At 64.8% G+C, this 13,240-nt stretch carries 18 protein-coding genes; 7 read left to right on the top strand and 11 right to left on the bottom strand.

Annotation, left to right across the window (positions count from 1 at the left end):
• Positions 1–17: 17 nt before the first annotated feature.
• Both I3J27_RS25035 and I3J27_RS25030 read right to left on the bottom strand, forming a co-directional pair.
• Positions 18–191, bottom strand: a complete 174-nt coding sequence (locus tag I3J27_RS25035) for a hypothetical protein (RefSeq protein ID WP_270161433.1) — start codon at positions 189–191, stop codon at positions 18–20.
• A 335-nt stretch (positions 192–526) separates the two neighbouring features.
• Positions 527–1,000: a hypothetical protein gene (locus tag I3J27_RS25030; protein WP_270161430.1), complete on the bottom strand. Its 474-nt coding sequence runs from the start codon at positions 998–1,000 to the stop codon at positions 527–529.
• Between the two features lie 200 nt (positions 1,001–1,200).
• Here I3J27_RS25030 and I3J27_RS25025 point away from each other — a divergent pair, with 200 nt between their 5' ends.
• Positions 1,201–2,856 carry a fumarate hydratase gene (locus tag I3J27_RS25025; RefSeq protein WP_270161428.1) on the top strand — a complete coding sequence of 552 codons (1,656 nt, stop codon included), beginning with the start codon at positions 1,201–1,203 and terminating at the stop codon, positions 2,854–2,856.
• Between the two features lie 251 nt (positions 2,857–3,107).
• On the opposite strand, the gene I3J27_RS25020 is transcribed toward I3J27_RS25025, so the two are convergent.
• The 6 genes from I3J27_RS25020 to I3J27_RS24995 all read right to left on the bottom strand — a co-directional run bounded on the left by I3J27_RS25020 (position 3,108) and on the right by I3J27_RS24995 (position 7,387).
• Complete coding sequence (locus I3J27_RS25020; RefSeq protein WP_270161422.1) at positions 3,108–4,028, bottom strand: SH3 domain-containing protein; 921 nt, start codon at positions 4,026–4,028, stop codon at positions 3,108–3,110.
• A 19-nt stretch (positions 4,029–4,047) separates the two neighbouring features.
• Positions 4,048–4,344, bottom strand: a complete 297-nt coding sequence (locus tag I3J27_RS25015; RefSeq protein ID WP_270161419.1) for a hypothetical protein — start codon at positions 4,342–4,344, stop codon at positions 4,048–4,050.
• A gap of 106 nt (positions 4,345–4,450) precedes the next feature.
• Positions 4,451–5,005, bottom strand: coding sequence for an inner membrane-spanning protein YciB (locus I3J27_RS25010; RefSeq protein WP_270161414.1), 555 nt, complete (start codon positions 5,003–5,005; stop codon positions 4,451–4,453).
• A gap of 21 nt (positions 5,006–5,026) precedes the next feature.
• Positions 5,027–5,611: a hypothetical protein gene (locus I3J27_RS25005; protein WP_270161412.1), complete on the bottom strand. Its 585-nt coding sequence runs from the start codon at positions 5,609–5,611 to the stop codon at positions 5,027–5,029.
• A gap of 76 nt (positions 5,612–5,687) precedes the next feature.
• On the bottom strand, positions 5,688–5,951 hold the full coding sequence (locus I3J27_RS25000) for a hypothetical protein (RefSeq protein ID WP_270161407.1): 264 nt from the start codon (positions 5,949–5,951) through the stop codon (positions 5,688–5,690).
• Between the two features lie 38 nt (positions 5,952–5,989).
• The gene (locus I3J27_RS24995; RefSeq protein WP_270161404.1) at positions 5,990–7,387 is read right to left on the bottom strand and encodes a carotenoid oxygenase family protein; all 1,398 of its coding nucleotides are present in this window, start codon (positions 7,385–7,387) and stop codon (positions 5,990–5,992) included.
• A 106-nt stretch (positions 7,388–7,493) separates the two neighbouring features.
• Here I3J27_RS24995 and I3J27_RS24990 point away from each other — a divergent pair, with 106 nt between their 5' ends.
• Positions 7,494–8,225 (top strand): TetR/AcrR family transcriptional regulator, encoded by a 732-nt coding sequence (locus tag I3J27_RS24990; protein WP_270161398.1) that lies wholly within the window; start codon positions 7,494–7,496, stop codon positions 8,223–8,225.
• Positions 8,226–8,417: 192 nt separating this feature from the next.
• Positions 8,418–8,990 carry an SET domain-containing protein gene (locus I3J27_RS24985; protein WP_270161390.1) on the top strand — a complete coding sequence of 191 codons (573 nt, stop codon included), beginning with the start codon at positions 8,418–8,420 and terminating at the stop codon, positions 8,988–8,990.
• A 146-nt stretch (positions 8,991–9,136) separates the two neighbouring features.
• On the opposite strand, the gene I3J27_RS24980 is transcribed toward I3J27_RS24985, so the two are convergent.
• Entirely contained in the window at positions 9,137–9,535 is a 399-nt protein-coding gene (locus I3J27_RS24980) for a hypothetical protein (RefSeq protein ID WP_270161383.1), read from the bottom strand.
• A gap of 36 nt (positions 9,536–9,571) precedes the next feature.
• Positions 9,572–9,802 carry a hypothetical protein gene (locus I3J27_RS24975; RefSeq protein WP_270161382.1) on the bottom strand — a complete coding sequence of 77 codons (231 nt, stop codon included), beginning with the start codon at positions 9,800–9,802 and terminating at the stop codon, positions 9,572–9,574.
• A 101-nt stretch (positions 9,803–9,903) separates the two neighbouring features.
• Between I3J27_RS24975 and I3J27_RS24970 the strand changes: the two genes are divergently transcribed.
• The 4 genes from I3J27_RS24970 to I3J27_RS24955 all read left to right on the top strand — a co-directional run bounded on the left by I3J27_RS24970 (position 9,904) and on the right by I3J27_RS24955 (position 11,933).
• Entirely contained in the window at positions 9,904–10,725 is an 822-nt protein-coding gene (locus tag I3J27_RS24970; RefSeq protein WP_270161380.1) for a helix-turn-helix domain-containing protein, read from the top strand.
• A gap of 78 nt (positions 10,726–10,803) precedes the next feature.
• Positions 10,804–11,469: a DsbA family oxidoreductase gene (locus I3J27_RS24965; protein WP_270161379.1), complete on the top strand. Its 666-nt coding sequence runs from the start codon at positions 10,804–10,806 to the stop codon at positions 11,467–11,469.
• A 57-nt stretch (positions 11,470–11,526) separates the two neighbouring features.
• A complete protein-coding gene (locus tag I3J27_RS24960) occupies positions 11,527–11,730 on the top strand; it encodes a type II toxin-antitoxin system HicB family antitoxin (RefSeq protein WP_270161378.1) in 204 nt (67 codons plus the stop codon).
• The gene (locus tag I3J27_RS24955) at positions 11,727–11,933 is read left to right on the top strand and encodes a type II toxin-antitoxin system HicA family toxin (protein ID WP_270161376.1); all 207 of its coding nucleotides are present in this window, start codon (positions 11,727–11,729) and stop codon (positions 11,931–11,933) included. The genes I3J27_RS24960 and I3J27_RS24955 overlap by 4 nt, the downstream gene beginning before the upstream one ends.
• 4 nt (positions 11,934–11,937) lie before the next feature.
• Here the strand turns inward: I3J27_RS24955 and I3J27_RS24950 are convergent, their stop codons facing one another.
• Positions 11,938–13,107 (bottom strand): GNAT family N-acetyltransferase, encoded by a 1,170-nt coding sequence (locus tag I3J27_RS24950; protein ID WP_270161374.1) that lies wholly within the window; start codon positions 13,105–13,107, stop codon positions 11,938–11,940.
• Positions 13,108–13,240 lie beyond the last annotated feature (133 nt).

Here is a 13,240-nt window from a genome sequence, read left to right as displayed (position 1 = left end):
AACTTGCCGAGGCCTGATCAGGCGAGCTGATCGATCCGTGTGCCCTGTCCCGGCGGCAGCGGCGCGGGCGGCTGCGGCTTGTAGGTCGGGTCGCTGTCCTTGGCCTTGGTCTGGTCGTCCTGCGGCTTGGTCGTGTCGTAGTTCGGGACCACGATCGCGATGGGCGGCGGCGCAACGGTAGAAACGTTCATCCGCAAATCCTCACACATGGAAACAATTGACCCTGCACCGCGAGGAGCGAAATTTCCTTCAAGGCAATCGTTAAAATGCGAGGAAATTGGTGCGACGGGATGTGCTGCTTTCTCGCCCCATCGCGCTGGGTGTGAGCGATCTCTCCTCGTCATTGCGAGGAGCCCTTGCGGCGAAGCAATCCAGTTTGTCTTCGCGGAGGGAACTCTGGATTATTTCGCGGAGCCTGTCATCGGGCCGCGCTTCGCGCGGACCCGTTGGCTCGCAATGACGGAGCGTGTGGTGGGCGGCGTCGCGATGCGTTGCGCCGAGCGCGTGGAAAGAGCGAGCGCCCCTTCTACTCGTCCTTGCCGCGCGTGATCGCGATGGACGCGTCCGTCTTGGTGCGGGTGCATTCCATGTTGAGCCGGCGGTAGCGCATGACGACCTTGTCGCCGCGGAGCAGGCCCATCCGTTTCAGGCAGCGTGTCGCGCCCGTCGTGGTGTCGTCCTTGGTCACGGTGAAGACGATCGCCGCCATCGAGCCCACCAGCGCAAGGAATTCCGGCGTCGGCTTGCGGTCGCCCTTGGCGTAGAGCTCGATGGAATATTTGTCGCCGCGGCAGCCCACGGAGAGCTCCTTGGCTGCCGGGTGCGAGAGATAGACGACGTTGGCGGCGCGAAAATTCACCTTGAGGCGATCGACCTGGTTCGCCAGCTCCTTGGCGCTGTCGTCGCAGCGATCAGCGCGGGCAGGCGAGGCGAGGGTCACAAGGCCGGTGATGGCGGCGGCGACCAGGATCGCGCCGCGGACGTTCAGTTTGAAAATCATGATGGAAAGCCCCTTAAGGGACGCATTCAAGCGTCGGTGGACGCGAAGTGCAAGGGCGGGTCGGAGCATTTCCACGTGCTCTGCCAATGCCCGAGCCCAGGCTCCTATGCATATCGCTCCCTTTCTTTTCCCACTAAAATACGCTTAGAACGCTTCTATGCTGAGAGGCCCGCGAGGCCCAAAACCCCTGGATTCACCCCATGAACGCTCCCACCGCCTTCCCCGACCCGTCAAAGCCCGTTCCGCCCTATAAGCACACTCCGCTGTTTCCGCTGGGCAAGGACGAGACGCCCTACAAGAAGATCACGGCCGAGGGCGTCCGGGTCGAGAAGGTCCTGGGGAAAGACATGCTGGTGGTGTCGCGCGAGGCGCTGCGGGCGCTGTCGGAGGCGGCCTTTGGCGACATCAACCATTATTTGCGGCCCGGCCATCTGAAGCAGCTCCGTGCGATCCTCGAGGACGGCGAGGCGAGCCCGAACGACAAGTTCGTCGCGCTCGACTTTTTGAAGAACGCCAACATCGCGGCCGGCGGCGTGCTGCCGATGTGCCAGGACACCGGCACCGCGATCATCATGGGCAAGAAGGGCTGCAACGTCATCACCGACGGTGACGACGAGGCAGCGCTGTCGGAAGGCGCGCGTGATGCTTACTTGCGCCGCAATCTGCGCTACTCGCAGGTCGCACCCTTGTCGATGTACGAGGAGAAGAACACCGCCAACAACATGCCGGCGCAGTGCGAGATCTACGCCGAGGGCGATGACGCCTACAAGTTCATGTTCATGGCGAAGGGCGGCGGCAGCGCCAACAAGAGCTTTCTGTTCCAGGCCACGCCCTCGGTGCTGACCAAGGACCGTCTGCTGGCCTTCCTCAAGGAAAAGATCCTGACGCTCGGCACCGCGGCGTGCCCGCCCTATCACCTCGCCATCGTGATCGGCGGCACCTCGGCTGAGCTCTGCATGAAGACGGTGAAGCTTGCCTCCGCCCGCTATCTCGACGCGCTGCCGATCCACGGCTCGCCTGACGGCAACGCCTTCCGCGACGTCGAGATGGAGCAGGAAATCCACAAGATGACGCAAAGCCTGGGAGTGGGCGCGCAGTTCGGCGGCAAGTATTTCTGCCACGACGTGCGCGTGATCCGCATGCCGCGTCATGGCGCTTCGCTGCCGATCGGGCTTGGCGTATCGTGCTCAGCCGACCGCCAGGTGCTGGGCAAGATCACGAAGGACGGCGTCTATCTCGAGGAGCTCGAGCACAACCCGGCGCAGTATCTGCCTGAGGTCGAGGAGTCGCTCGGCGGCGATGTCGTCAAGATCGACCTCAATCAGCCGATGAAGGACATCCTGGCAACGTTCTCGAAATATCCGACCAAGACGCGCGTCTCGATGACCGGCACCATGATCGTCGCGCGCGATAGCGCGCACGCCAAGCTGCGCGAGCGGCTGGAAAAGGGCGAGCCGCTGCCGGATTATTTCAAGAACCATCCGGTCTACTACGCCGGCCCGGCCAAGACGCCCGAGGGCTACGCCTCCGGCGCCTTCGGTCCGACCACGGCGGGCCGCATGGATTCCTTCGTCGACCAGTTCCAGGCCGCGGGCGGCTCGATGGTGATGGTGGCCAAGGGCAACCGCGCGCCGGCCGTGCGCGAGGCCTGCAAGAAGTATGGCGGCTTCTATCTCGGCTCGATCGGCGGCGCCGCGGCGAACCTTGCCGAGCACTGCATCAAGAAGGTCGAGGTGCTCGAATATCCCGAGCTCGGCATGGAAGCGATCTGGCGCATCGAAGTCGTCGACTTCCCGGCCTTCATCATCATCGATGACAAGGGCAACGACTTCTTCAAGGAGCTGAATCTGGGTTAGCGCTGCACCTTGCCCCGCTTGCGGCGGGATCATCGCAGAGCGGAGCGATTTCGCCTGTGGCCATCCTTCGAGACGCCCGCCGTTGGCGGGCCCTCAGGATGAGGACCGACCGCGCGGCTGTAGTTTCAACGAGCACCGATGCTTAGCCTCATCCTGAGGAGACCGCGAAGCGGTCGTCTCGAAGGACGAGGCGCGCGCTCAGGACTCGCAAAGCGCCATTGCTTTGCCGCTTGCGGGGCGAGGGAGAATACTCAACTGCAATTCGTGACCTGGTTCGAGCACAGCGCGCGCCACCAGCCGCGGACGCCGTCCCGGCTCTCGACCAGACCCCAGAGCCCGCTGCACGCGAAGATGCGCTTGGGGCCGCCGTCGGTATCGATTGCGCCGCCGAGCTCGCGTTGGGCGGGCATCCATTTGGCATCCACGAAAGGCGCCTGAAACAGGCCGCCCATGCGCGTGGCGCCATTGGCGTAGGAGGCGCCGACCTTGTTGGAGGCGACCCAGCCGCGTCCCGCATAGGGTCTTGGCGCGTTGCGCGGATAGCGCTTTTCGTCCTCGTAATCCTTGCCCGGCGGTTTTGCGCCTTCGATCAGAAACCAGCCATTCCTGAAGCCGATAATGCGGAATTCGGTAAGCCAGCCGCCGTCGGGCGTGTTCTCGGCGCCGCCGAGCTTCAGCTTGTAGGGCGGCGGCAGCGTGCCGAGCACACGCGCCTTCGCCGACGGCTCGGCGCGGACATTGAGGCCATCAGGATCCTTGTCGATGGACCAGGCGCCGAGATCGCAGGGCTCGGTGCCCTCGGGCAGCGTTGGGCGCTTCGCGGCAAGGTCGGCGTGTAGCTTTGCGAAATCGGTGTCGTCGTTGTCAGGGTCCGGCCCGCTGCGCGGCTTCAGTTCGGCCGAGACCGCGCGCTTCTCGTCCGGCGTCAGCGCCACCACGAGGGTCTGGCGCGCAGCAAACACGCTGGCCGGCGTCTTCGGATCGTTCGATGTCGCGGGATAGACGGCGAGGTAACCGGTCGAGGCTTCGGTCCGGTAGGCGAGGCCTGCGACGTGGCCCGCCGGCACCATGGCGAGCGCGCTTGCGCGCCACGCCGGTTCGGTGTCGTCCGCGCGCGCCGCTTGTGTCACGACAGACAGAATCGTCGCCGCGATGAGACGGAGCGCGCGCATGGTCATTTGACGTGAGGCGTTACGCCCGCGCGCCCGTGAACGGAAAACTGCCCATCGGGCCGATGCCCATCTCGCCGCTGATGCTGTCGCCGGAGACGGTGCCGGTGAATTCGAGCGTGAGCGGCATCGGGTTGGTGATCGAGACCTTCCAGGAGACGTTGTCGCCGGAGACGGTGCCGTCGAAAATCTCGGCGGTATTGCCTTCCGCACCCTGCGTGCCCGTGAGCGTGCCGCCGGAGGCCGTCAGGCTCAGCGTCGCATTGCGCTCGCCCATGGGCGTCGTCATGGTCAGAGTCCAGTTGCCGTCCACGGCCATTCGTATCTCCCAACTTTTTTCCGGCGCCTCGCGACAATCCGCATGGCTGGCCAGGGACGCCTATAGCCCAACTCGGTTGGCGTGCCTAACGCTCTCTTTGACGGCCTCACGCACGGGCGGCTGCGCGCATGCGGCTGCCGATGAGAAGGCGGAAGGCAACATACTGGATCGCAAAGGCAGCGATCTTCGCGCCGATCAGGACCACCGAAATATAGAAGGCCCACAGCTTCATGTCCCCTGTCATGGCGACGGCGACGGTCCCTGCGGCGAGCACGAACATCAGCGCCGCCCAGGCGTAGCCCGCGACGGTGACGTATTCCGGAATGGTCTCGGTCACGATCGCAGGCAGATAGCGCAGCATCCAGCCGCGCTTGAGCATGATGAAGCCGATCGCGACATGTCCGATCGCGGGCTTGGCCAGCACGAAGCGCGGGTCGTGGGTCAGCAGTGTTGCGCCGCCGAGCACGATGACGAGGCCGAGGCTTGCCCACGTCATGTAGCCCAGGGTCTGGCCCTTGATGCGTGACCAGACCACCTGGCCAATCGCGCCGAGGATGGCGACTGTGGTTGCGAGGATGACGTTGTCGGTCGCGAGATAGATGACCAGGAAGACGATGGTGGAGAGGAAGTCGGAGACGAGCCGGCGGAATACGTCTTTCATCGTCTGTCCTGTGTCCTGTCTTCAACGCGGGTGGGGCAGTGCGCGAGCGGGCGCACCGTACTTGATCTGGCGATACTCGGGATACCACTTTGTGAAGTAGATCGCGCTGTTGCGGGCGGCGAAGGCGACTGCAAGGCTCGACCAGAGCGGCAGGCCGGGGAAGTAGAGCAGGACGATGTTGGCGGCCGCCATCAGCAGCGCGGCGGCGGTCCATGCGCCGGTAATGATGTAGTTGGCGGTGAGGAAGCCGGGGATTGCCGCGGTCTCGGCCGGGACCGATTCAACCGCATATTGCAGCGTGAACGGACGGCGCACCAGCATCGAGCCGAGCGAGATGACGAAGATGCCGATATCGACCGACAGCTTGACGCCGAGCGTGCCGAGCGTGCCGAGCGTCGGGTCGACCAGCGCGAGGTAGAGGCCGATGGCGGCGAACACGATCGCCGAGCCCGCCGCCAAAATCTTCACCGAGCGGCCACGCGCGACGTCGATCGCGACGGTGACGAGGCAGATTGCGGAGGCCGCGAACACGCTTGAAGTGGCCGACGTCACCAGCATCAGGAACGTGTAGGCGCCGTAGGGCGCGAGGATCAGGAAAATCGCCATGGGCCGCCTCGGTCGGGCTTATCTTTACGATGTAAAGATAAATAATCCTAGGCCGGCGCAGCGTCAAGTAAAATCTTTACAGTGTCAAAATGACGTAGGCGACTTCCAAAAACTGAATTGCTGCAACGGCTTGCTCGGCCATTTCGTCAGCGAATTCCGCCCATGGCAGGCGCGGCAGGACGGGGAGCGCGCAGGCGATCGAGAGGCCGAGGGCGAGCAAGATGCCGCCGTTGAAGATGGTCTGGCCGCTCCGCCGTAGCCGGATCATCTGGAGTGTGAGCGCGGCGCAGATGAGGACGAGGACGGCGAGGCAGTCCGCAGTGATCGAAGGCATATGCATGAGAGACCTCCTTGGTGACATCCGCGATGTCGAGGGAGCTACTGGGCGCCCACCCAATTGCCGTGAAAGCCATCCGGCACGCGGTGGCCGAGTTGCACCAGCGCGACGGGGCCGGCCTCGACATCAGTGGCGTTGAACACGGCGAGGTCGCTGCGGTTCTCCCGCGCGCGCCAGACCACCGCCAGCAGCCAGCCGTCGCCTTCGGCTGCGTCCTTCGATCGCTCGACGAACACCGGCTCGGAGATGGTGTCGCCGGCCGGCAGCAGATAATGGCCGAGACGCCTTCCGTTGCCGTCGACATGGACGATGCCTGAGAGCGCGCCGAACATCGGCAGCTTCGGATTGGCGCAGGCGTACCAGCCGTGACGGCTCTTCAGCCCGGCGCGGCGATCGTCGATGCGCGGGAATTCGCCGGTGAGGTCGTCGAGATAGGTCTGCTGGAAGCGGTCGGTATTGCCAGAGAGATCGAACGTCCAGCGGCAGTGGCGGGCGCGTGACTTCTCCGGATCGGTTGGCCGGCCGTCGGGATGCGGAAACAGCGGCGCTTCCTCGAACTGCATGACGTCGGCGATGATGCGCTCGCCGTCCTCCCACGCGTTCATGACGTGGAAGACGTAGCAGGCCTCGGCCCGGAACCAGACGATGTCCTTCGCCGTGCCGCTGCGCTTCATCACGCCGACATAGGCGCCCTTGTCCGGCTCCCAGGCGTAAGGCGGCCGCCCGCTCATCGCACGCTCCATGCTGCCGGTGATCGGGAGGATCGGAAACAGCACATGGTTCTCGGTGACGATGAAGTCGTGCACCATGCTGGCATAGGGCGCCTCGAACCGTTCGAATTGCGTCGCCTTGCCGGACGCATCGATCGATCCGTAGGAGAGGGCGGGCGTCAGCGGTCCCGCGGCGTTGTAGCCGAAGAACACCAGCTCGCCCGTGACAGGATCGATCTTGGGATGCGCGGTAAAACTGCCGGCGACGCGGCCCTGGTAATTGTGGTAGCCGTGCGTTGCCAGCGTGCCCGGCTCGATCTCGGTCGGCAGATGCGCCTCTTCCAGCGCCAGCAGCTTGCCGGCATGGAAGATGATGTTGGTGTTGGCGACGCCGCCATCGGTGAGGTCTTGTGGCGCATCCGGCAGCTTGCGGCCGAAACCGCCGAACAGAGCGCGGCCGGCGTCGTGCTCGGCGAGCCATTTCGGCGTACGGACCCAGCGGTTGCGATAGCTGGCGCGGCCGTTCTCGAGATGGAAGGCATGCAGCATGCCGTCGCCGACGAACCAGTGCGCGCCGGGAGCCTCGAACTGCGGATTGGGACCGTTGCGGTACAGCACGCCGTTCAGATCGCGCGGCAATTCGCCGACGATCTTCAGGAAGGGCGCGTCCGCCTCGAATGGGATCGGCGCGATATTGTTGCGGCGCTCGGCGATGGCGTCGTGCTGCACGGCGTATCCCTCCCTATCTTTACATCGTAAAGATCAAATAGCGCCGATTGCGATTTTGGTCAAGCGAAATCTTTACACTGTCAATATTGCGTCATATAGCTTGCAAATGGCCAAGACCGACACCAAGAGCGAAACGGCGCGAAGCTCGCGTGCCCCCAGAAGAACGACGTCGACCGCGGCATCGCGTCCGGCACGCCGCGCGACGAGCGCGAAGACCGAGACGCCCTATCACCACGGCGCGCTGCGCGAGGCGCTGCTCGAGGCCGCCGAGCGGGTGCTGGAACGCGAGGGGCTGTCCGGGCTGACATTGCGCGCGGTGGCGCGCGAGGCCGGCGTCTCGCATGCCGCGCCGACCCATCATTTCGGCGATCTCACGGGTGTGCTCAGCGAACTCGCGGCCGTCGGCTTCCGCCAGTTCAACGCGGCGATGGCCTCGTCCTGCGACGCCGCCACCACGCCGCTCGAGCGGGCGCTGGCGCGGCCGAAGGCCTATGTCGCCTATGCGCAGGCGCATCCCGGCATGTACGGCATCATGTTCCGCACCGAACGGCTCGATTATTCCCGGCCCTCGCTGCACGAGGCGGCTGAAGCCTCCTTCGCGGGGCTTGCCAATGCCATCGGCATGATGCGGCAGGAGCAGATCAGCGAAGATGCGCTGACGCTGAATCAGGGCGCCGCAATCGCGCGCGCCTGGTCGATGGTGCATGGCTTCACCACGCTGCTGCTCGACGGGCGGCTGCAAGACATCTTGGGGCGGCTGCCCGAGGGAACGACGGCCGAACGCCTGCTCGAGGCGATGCTGATGGCCCCGATCACGGGGAAGCTGCCATGCCCCTGATCGACCGGGGAGCCGCAGGCATGCGATGGGTCATGCGGACTCGATACAGCGGGAACTCCCTCCATCGGACGTCTTCATTGTGGGCAAGGTTCAAACAAAGGCCGGATAGACCTGACAGCGGCGCGGAATCGTTCTAGAAGGGCGCCTTCCGCCGGCGCTTACCGCGCTCCGTTCGCGACATCTCATTCGATCATGCCAGCCATCGCTCCCAGCAAATCCTATCGCGTCGGCCGCTCGAAAACCGGGCTCGGCCTCTTCGCCACCATGCCGATCAAGAAGGGCACCCGGATCATCCGCTACTTCGGACCGATTCTGGACTCCCGGATTCCCGCGCACGACGAGATCGAAAACAAATATCTGTTCGAGCTCAACGGCCGCTGGACCATCGACGGCTCGGTGCGCAAGAACCTCGCGCGCTATATCAACCATTCCTGCCGGCCCAACGCCGAATCCGACGTCCGGCCGCGCGAGCGCAAGGTCTTCATCCGCGCCATCAAGAACATCGAGCCGGGCGACGAGATCAACTACGATTACGGCACCGATTACTTCAAGGCGTATCTGAAGCCGATCGGCTGCAAATGCCCCTCCTGCGAGACCAAGCGCAAGAAGCTGCGCGCCGAGGCGCGGGCCGAACGCGCCAAGGTCAAGGCGCGTTCGGAGCGTAAGGCGCAGAAGGCGGGTGCCAAGAGCGCCAGCAAGGGCGCGAAAAAGAAGAAGCTCAACGGCCACGCCGTTGCCACGAAGAACGGCCGCGCGCGGGCGTAGCCACCGCTGTCATGCCCCGGCTTGCCCGGGGCATCCAGTACGCCGCAGCTTCTCGATTCTATCACTGACGTCTCTGGAATACCGGGTCGCCCGGTCCAGTGCGCAATTGCGCACAAGGCCGGGCGACGACAGCGAGTGATGTGGCCTCACGCCGCCACCGCACTCCCGCTCCTCCGCAATCCCACATATTGCAGCTCGGCAAACACGCCTGTCGCAATCGCCTGCGCGACGACCATGAGCTCGCCGGCAAGGTTCGGCGACACCGCGCCCGAGAGCAGCAGTGCGATGCTGCCGACCGTCCAGGCTGCATTGCCGACCACGACCAGCAGCACTAGCGGCTTTGCCACTGACGCGCGCGAGGCGAGCCAGCCGACCAGCGCGGTGTAGGCGATCAGGAACAGGCCGGTCTCGCGCAGCAGCGCTTCAGGCAGGTTGAACAGCGTTGCGAACGCGCTGGCACCGAAGGTGAAGCCTAGGGCGGCGGCGCCGCTGAAGATCGCGTCGGCCAGCAGGGCGCGGCGGAGGAAGGTGGATGCGTCGATCATCTGAGGTCTCCATGGTTGGGGTGGGCTGGGGAGAATTCAGTGCAATCCGCGCCACCAGGCGCGAAGCAGGCGGGCGAGGCGGAACGGGCAGAGGCTTCTGCCGACGCCATGCTCGAAGGCTGCGACCCGCGCGACGACATAGTCGCCGGTCGAATGCACCAGCGGCTCCGGCATGTTGAGGCTGCGCGCGAGCATCCGGGTCGTGAGCGTCACGGCCCAGGGGGCAAGGTGGTCTGCAATGGTCCGGTAGAGCAGCAGCGCGATCATGGTCATCTCCTGTTGCGACCGAAGATGCGCCGGGCTGCGGCCCAATTCGATTACCTCGCGGGTAATGGAAGCACCGAATTTCGCATGCTAGGTTTTCGACCATGAACGCACATGCATCCACGGCACACACTGAGCGCAGCCAGCCGGTCCATATCGGCGATCATTTGCGCGAATGGCGGCAGCGCCGCCGCATGAGCCAGCTCGATCTCGCGGGCGAGGCCGAAATCTCCGCGCGGCACTTAAGCTTCGTCGAGACCGGCCGCGCCGCGCCCTCGCGCGACATGGTGCTCCGGCTCGCCGAGCGTCTCGACGTGCCCTTGCGCGAACGCAACGTGCTGCTGGTCGCGGCCGGCTTTGCTCCGGCCTTTCCGCAGCGCCCGCTGGAGGATCCCGCCTTGAAATCAGCCCGCCAGGCGATCGACCTCGTCCTCAAGGCGCACGAGCCCAATCCGGCGCTGGCCTATGACCGGCATTGGAACCTGGTCTCCGCCAACCGCATGGTGGCGCCGCTGCTCGACGGCATCCCGCCGCGGCTGCTCGGCCAGCCCTTCAACGTGCTGCGGCTCGCCTTCCATCCCGAGGCGCTGGCGCCGCGCACGGTCAATCTCGCGGAGTGGTGCGGGCATCTGCTGGAGCGCTTGCACCGGCAATGCGAGGCCACGGCCGATCCTGAGCTGATCAAGCTCTACAACGACCTCAAGGGCTATCCGATTCCGGCGCGCGCGGCGCCGCTGTCGAGCGACAATGTCGCGATTCCCTTCAAGCTGCGCCATCAGGGGGAGATACTAAGTTTCTTCTCCACCACCATGGTGTTCGGCACGCCCGTCGACATCACCTTGTCGGAGCTGGCGCTGGAGACGTTCTTCCCGGCGGACGAGCGCACCGCCGAGCGGCTCAGGCAGATGGCAGCAGCCATGAGCTAGCGCGCTCATCTGGTGCTCTTGCCTCGGGGCGGGTTCGGCTTATCTTGGATCAAACCCCATCGCCCGAAGGAGGCGCTCATGAGCACGCTGAAACCGCTCCAGATCGACGTCGTCTCCGATGTGGTATGCCCCTGGTGCTATATCGGCAAGCACCGGATCGAGAGCGCACTGGCGCTCGTTCCCGACGTGCCGGTCAAGCTGAATTTCCGCCCCTTCTTCCTCAATCCCTGGGTGCCGCGCGATGGCATCAGCCGCGAGGACTATCTCACCACCAAGTTCGGCTCGGTGGAGGCCTATAAGAATATCGCCGGCCGCGTCGTTGCGGCCGCGGGCGAGGAGGGCCTCATCTACAAGCCCGAGCTGGTGGCGCGTCAGCCCAACACCACAGACTGCCACCGCCTGATCCTCTGGGCCGAGGCGATCGGCAAGGCGCCGGAGATGAAGCAGCGCCTGATGGAGCTGTATTTCCGCGACGGCGGCGACCTCACCGATGTCAACGTGCTGGTGCAGGCCGCGGCCGATGTCGGCCTCGATGCCGACGACGTCCGCAAGCGCCTCGCCACCGACGAGGACGTCGCGCGCGTCTCCGCAGACGCGCAGGAGGCCGCCGAGAAGGGCATTTCCGGCGTGCCGACCTACGTGTTCGCGCAGAAATACGCCGTCTCCGGCGCGCAGGATCCGAACATGCTCGCGCGCGCCATCCGCCAGGTGTCGGCGGAGATCAACGCGCAGGCGGCGGAGTAGCCTCTTGAGGTTGAATATGTCGGCAGCTTGGGCGACTATCCGAAGTGCGAGGTTGTCATGAAGATCAAAATCGTTGTGCACGAGGCTGAAGAGGGAGGCTATTGGGCCGAGGTTCCAGCGCTTCCTGGTTGTGCCACCGAAGGCGATACCATGGATGAGCTGATGGCCAACCTCCGGGATGCGATCGAGGGCTGTCTATCCGTCGAAGTTGCACCACCCGAGCCGGGTGGCGTTGAGCGGATTTTGGAATTGCCGGCGTGAAGTCAATCTCCGGTCGGGAGTTCGCACGAATCGTCGAGCGCCACGGTTGGAGTTTACTTCGGGTCAGCGGCAGCCATCACATCTATGGTAAGCCCGGTAGCATCGTCCGGTTATCGGTCCCCATTCACGGCAACAAGCCTCTGAAGGCCGGATTGCTCCGTCATCTGATCAAAATAGCTGAGCTGTCTGACTCGGATTTGTAGTTCGTCACTTCCTGATCAAGTGCACCACGCGTCGCGCCGCATCGTGCGCGGCGTTGAGGCCGGTTAGCGCTCCGTGAATAAGCGCTACAATTGGGTCGTTCCGACGCAGCGGGATCAGCACGTCGCCGATCGCAAAGCGTCCTCGCCAGATCGGGTTGATCATGGGGTGGTCGGCGCTCGCCGTGGAATCCGCACTCGCAATGGTGGGATCAGCGCACAGGTGACGGGTGAGGTCGAGCGTGAGCTGCACGCCCGGCGAATATTTTGCGAAGCGTTCGTCGATACCGAGCTTGAAAAAGAAGGCGCGATCCTGGTGACGCAGCACGATGCCGGCGGCCACCGGCGTCGTGCCGGCGCGCATGGTGATGATCTCGCATTGCGCGGTCTCGGCGAGCGCAGGCACGGCACGGCGGATGAAGGTCGCATCGCCTGCATGCTGGATCAGCGCGGTGCCGCGCTTGCCCTTCCAGCCACTGGCTTCGAGTTGCAGGAATGTTTCGAGCGCAGGCCTGATCTCGTCTGGCTTGCGCGCGACGTCGAACGCCACAGGACCATGCTCTTCGAGACGATGGCGCTGGCGGCGCAGCTCCTTGAGCTTTTTGGCGCCGAGCGCATCGTGGAGCAGCGTCTCACCATCCTGCGTCGCATCCAAGCCGGCGCGGATGTAGGAGGAGAGGATACGCGGCTTCAGGCCGTCGCGATCGAGAGCCTGCTTGAGCGAATTCATTGCCGCACCGTCGAGCGCGACGTCGGTCAGCACCAGCGCATGCGCTCCGGCCTCGCGCGCCTGCCGCAACAGACGCGTCGCCGCCTCGATCGGGGCGTCGCGGTCGATCAGCGGGCTGCACAGTGTGCCGTAGGGATGCGCGCTCACCAGTGCGGGCAGGGGGATCTTCCAGGCGCGCCAGAGCGAGATCACCGGCATCAGCCCGATCAGCCGGGCCGAGGATCCGTCGCATGCAGGCAGCGCCGAGGCTGAGGTGCGGCCGCGCGCGGTGGCGCTGACGGCAAGCTCCCAGCCCGGCAGGTAATAGCCGTTCGGCTCGATCGCGCGCTGGGCGAGCGCGCGCCATTGGCCGGGTTCGATGGAATTGAGCGGGACGAGCGCGTGCGTTGCCGCGGCGTGCCTTGCCGATGCCGGATTGATCGCAGCCTGGCGCGCGATGTCGACCACGTCCCGTCGTTCCCCGTTCAGGAGGTCATGCTTAGCGCAAACATTGGAAAATACCGTTGGGACGCCGCTTCAATTCGAGTGGTATTGTTAACGTCTCGTTGAGCATGCGGGGGCAAGCCGCCGGATGCTCTGC

It is taken from the genome of Bradyrhizobium xenonodulans (assembly GCF_027594865.1).
In the GTDB taxonomy this organism is placed as follows: domain Bacteria; phylum Pseudomonadota; class Alphaproteobacteria; order Rhizobiales; family Xanthobacteraceae; genus Bradyrhizobium; species Bradyrhizobium xenonodulans.
This window is presented reverse-complemented; position numbering and strand designations above follow the sequence as displayed.